5 protein-coding genes are annotated in these 3,702 nt (G+C 42.7%); 1 reads left to right on the forward strand and 4 read right to left on the reverse strand.

The window, feature by feature from the left end:
- Positions 1 to 39 precede the first annotated feature (39 nt).
- The 4 genes from WB217_RS05870 to WB217_RS05885 form a co-directional block, all read right to left on the reverse strand.
- Positions 40 to 567 (reverse strand): CueP family metal-binding protein, encoded by a 528-nt coding sequence (locus WB217_RS05870; protein ID WP_423991553.1) that lies wholly within the window; start codon positions 565 to 567, stop codon positions 40 to 42.
- Positions 568 to 697: 130 nt separating this feature from the next.
- Positions 698 to 1,882 (reverse strand): MDR family MFS transporter, encoded by a 1,185-nt coding sequence (locus WB217_RS05875; RefSeq protein ID WP_423991555.1) that lies wholly within the window; start codon positions 1,880 to 1,882, stop codon positions 698 to 700.
- 494 nt (positions 1,883 to 2,376) lie between these two features.
- On the reverse strand, positions 2,377 to 2,556 hold the full coding sequence (locus WB217_RS05880; RefSeq protein WP_251483752.1) for a glycogen biosynthesis protein GlgD: 180 nt from the start codon (positions 2,554 to 2,556) through the stop codon (positions 2,377 to 2,379).
- 16 nt (positions 2,557 to 2,572) lie between these two features.
- Positions 2,573 to 2,836, reverse strand: a complete 264-nt coding sequence (locus WB217_RS05885; RefSeq protein WP_335376538.1) for a YtzC family protein — start codon at positions 2,834 to 2,836, stop codon at positions 2,573 to 2,575.
- Positions 2,837 to 3,083: 247 nt separating this feature from the next.
- On the opposite strand from WB217_RS05885, the gene WB217_RS05890 reads away from it, so the two are divergent.
- On the forward strand, positions 3,084 to 3,702 hold a 619-nt coding region (locus WB217_RS05890; RefSeq protein WP_423991558.1), incomplete at its 3' end, for a TIGR01212 family radical SAM protein.

Here is a 3,702-nt window from a genome sequence, read left to right on the forward strand (position 1 = left end):
GCTTTAACAAAAACAAAAAAGCACCTGATTAGGTGCTTTCTACATTAACTGCATGCTTGTTATGCATGTGGGGTCATTCTCAAAAGTGGATAATTCTGATTCAACCACTTTTCCGTCATTCTCGATCGTCGTTTTAAACGTTTTATTACGCGGCAGCCACAAATCGATAAATCCATTAGGCTGAGACTTCAATGTTTCGTCAACGATGACATTGCCGTCCATGTCTTCAATATATACATCAAACTCTTCTTCAACCATTTCACCTTGACAACCTGTCAAGCTATGATTTGTTCAAGGATGGGTTTGATTTTCATACGGCGCAATCGAGACGAAGAAGTCCTCTGCAGTTAAGTCATAGACTTGCTTGTCTCCCTCACTGTCAGCAATGACCAGCTCGTGTGAGGTGATGGAAGCATTATCGCCCTTAATCTTGCCCGCGCTGTAATCACTCACCAATTCCTTTATGTTTTGCTGCTGTTTTTCATTTTTTGCAGATTCATCTCCGCCGTTGCAACCAGTAAGCAAACCGGCAGCCAAAAACGCAACCGTAAGGAGTTTAACTTTCAACCCATTCACCCCCTTGTATTTCATATTTACACAATCCTATTTTAGACGTAATATATGCATTTTTTATCGAAAAAAGAAAATATGCATATGAAAGAAGCTGGCTAACTCGTTCCAGCTTCTTTCATGTTCTTTATGCTCTTGCAGCCATATTAGGGGCTTCTTTTATTTTACGGTCATAAATCACCGTAGTAAAAATGCCGATAAACATTAGGCCAATCAGCACGGCGAATAGCATCGGCATTCCATTCAGGTCTACAAGGATTCCACCCATCAGCGGGCCAATCATCCTTCCACCGGTAGCAGTACTGTTGACGATTCCCTGGTAAAAGCCTTCGCGCCCTTTTGGAGCCAGCGTGTTTGCAATGGTTGGCACTGCCGGCCAGATCAGCATCTCGCCAATCGTCAGGATGACCATCCCGGCGATAAACCCTGAAAATTGCTGTGCACCTGCTGCAACTGCATATGAAACCATGAAGATGACCATTCCGATGACGATTTGCACTTTTAACTTGCTTTGGAATGGCTTGATCAGTTTATTGACAACCGGCTGCCCAAGTACAATCAGTGCGCCATTGATTGTCCAGAGAATACTGTATTGATTCAATGTGATGTTCAGTTCCTGGGTATATGCAGCAATCGTAGTCTGCCATTGCACATAGCCTACCCAGCACAACAGATATCCGATGGATAAAATCAATAAAGCATACAGCTTCGTACGGCTTTTGACCATACCGTTTTCCTGCAGAATATTCGTTTGCATGGCAGCACGTGTATCGATGCTGCGGTAGCCAAAAACAGCAATCATCAGAAATATCACATACATTACGGCATTTGCCAAGAAGATCAGCTGAAATGAATAGGAGGCAACAAGTCCGCCTAATGCAGCACCAATAGCTACCCCCAGGTTCTGGGCAACATAGATGGCATTGAAGGCTTTTCGGCCGCCCTCTTTCCATACTGATCCTGCCATAGCATACATAGCAGGGAATACAATTCCTGAACCAAAGCCAACCAATGTCAAAAAGAAGATATACTGAGGCCAGCCCGGCCAAAAGGTAAGGCCGATCAAAGAAAGAATCGTGATGACAATTCCCAGCATAATTGACTTGTAGCCGCCAATTTTATCAAATAGGCTGCCGCCAAACAGATTCCCGACTACGCTTGCAGCGGAATTCAGCATTAATACAATTCCGGCAACCGATAACGACTTGCCAAGATGGTCATGGATATAGATTGTATTTAAAGGCCATAAAAAAGAAGAGCCAGTAACATTGACTGCCATCCCGATAATTAAAAGCCAGAGGGCTCTAGGCATAAAAAACGCCCCTTTACATGTTATAAATTTCGAATACCAAAGTAATTTTAGTGGTTTTTATCAAGGGTTGCAACAGGTATTTTCATCAGGATTTAAAGTGGGAATTTTCTTATTTTTCGGGTGTGTAAATTGGAAAAAAAAGCTGATAATTTCCATGTTGCGGGATTTCGACAAAAAGTAGCGGAATAAGGATGTATTCTTGCGGAATGAAGGCACGTTCTAGCGGGATTTCGACAGAAACTCGCGGGATCAAAGAATACCTTTTATTTTTCAGCTCTTTTCCAGGTTAGTAAACTGGAAAATACCGCTCAAACTTTCCAGTTCTCTTTAATAAGAGGCTGTTCGCAGAATTCCATGATGAGTTGGCGGCAGTATTATCCGATTTTTGAATCAAGGGTTTGTGCAAAAGCATTCATTTCTTTTTCCTGCTATCATTTTTCAAGAATCTGCACAAAAAACCCCACTTCGAAATTTGAAGTGAGGGTGATACAAATTTATGAAGATTGCCCTGGTTCGGGATGGAACTTTGACTTCACTGGCTGACCGCCGCTTTGTTCATATTTCTTTTTCGATTCTTTCACGGGATCATGCTCCATTCCAAGTTCAAGATCCTGGTTGTTGATGCCATTCCGCGTCTTTTGTTCAGGATTATTTTGCTTTGAGCGTTTCTTCAAAGTTTTCCCCTCCTGTTTAATGGTCAAGCAAAATCATATTGTTTTGTACATTCTGCAGCTGCAGTCTCATTCTGTGCAGTTGGTCTCGCTGTTGGGCGTTTGCACTGAAAGCAAGCTTAGCAAGGTCATTATAAGCGTCTTCAAGAGCTTGCAGGGCATTCGTATAGTCACCATCATTATAATGCTGCTGCATGCTGGCACTTTTATACTGCTCCTGGGCTAAATTAATTGCATCTTCACATTGCTGAAGTAGCTGGTCAACCGATTGACGTGTAGCCAATATGAGCCCCTCCTTTACTTGATGCTGAAGCAAAGTCTGCTTCTTCTTTATTTTGTTCACATTGTTTTTTCCTATCACGATTTTGGCAATGTTTAAAGATTCCAATTATAAGGAAGCGAGAAAAACTGAAGGAAATCCTCTAGAGCTAGATGGCTTTGTAATCTTTTTTCAATTGGAATCACCCATCCTAAGTGGTACAATTCCTTTATGAAATAATGGAACAGACAGCAATAAGGAGGTATCTGGCATGGCACAGGCCAACCCTTTTCCATACGCAACAGATGACAAACGTTACCATACTTGGAACTACCACCTTCGCAATCATTTTGGGCATAAAGTTTTTAAAGTGGCCCTTGATGGCGGATTTGATTGCCCAAACCGTGACGGCACGGTTGCCCACGGCGGATGTACTTTTTGCAGTGCTTCAGGCTCTGGCGATTTTGCCGGAGACAGAGTAGAAGATCTCGGCACGCAATTCAGCAAAATAAAAGATAAAATGCACACTAAATGGAAAGACGGCAAGTACATGGCGTATTTTCAGGCGTTCACAAATACCCATGCTCCAGTCGAAGTTTTGCGGGAGAAATACGAAACGGTTTTACAGGAAGAAGGTGTTGTTGGCCTTTCAATTGCGACCCGTCCTGATTGCCTGCCCGATGATGTCGTTGAATACCTTGCTGAACTTAATGAAAGAACCTATTTATGGGTTGAGCTAGGCCTTCAGACCGTCCATGAAAAAACGGCCAATTTAATCAACCGTGCACATGATTATGAGACATATAAAGACGGAGTGGACAAGCTCCGCAAGCATGGCATCAGAATTTGCTCACACATCATCAATGGCCTTCCTCTGGAAACACCTGAGA

Source organism: Mesobacillus sp., assembly GCF_049588175.1.
Lineage (GTDB): Bacteria > Bacillota > Bacilli > Bacillales > Cytobacillaceae > Mesobacillus.

Bases quoted from the DNA above. Each gene is read 5' to 3' on its own strand.
- WB217_RS05875 (WP_423991555.1), bottom strand. From the start codon at position 1,882: ATGCCTAGAGCCCTCTGGCTTTTAATTATCGGGATGGCAGTCAATGTT.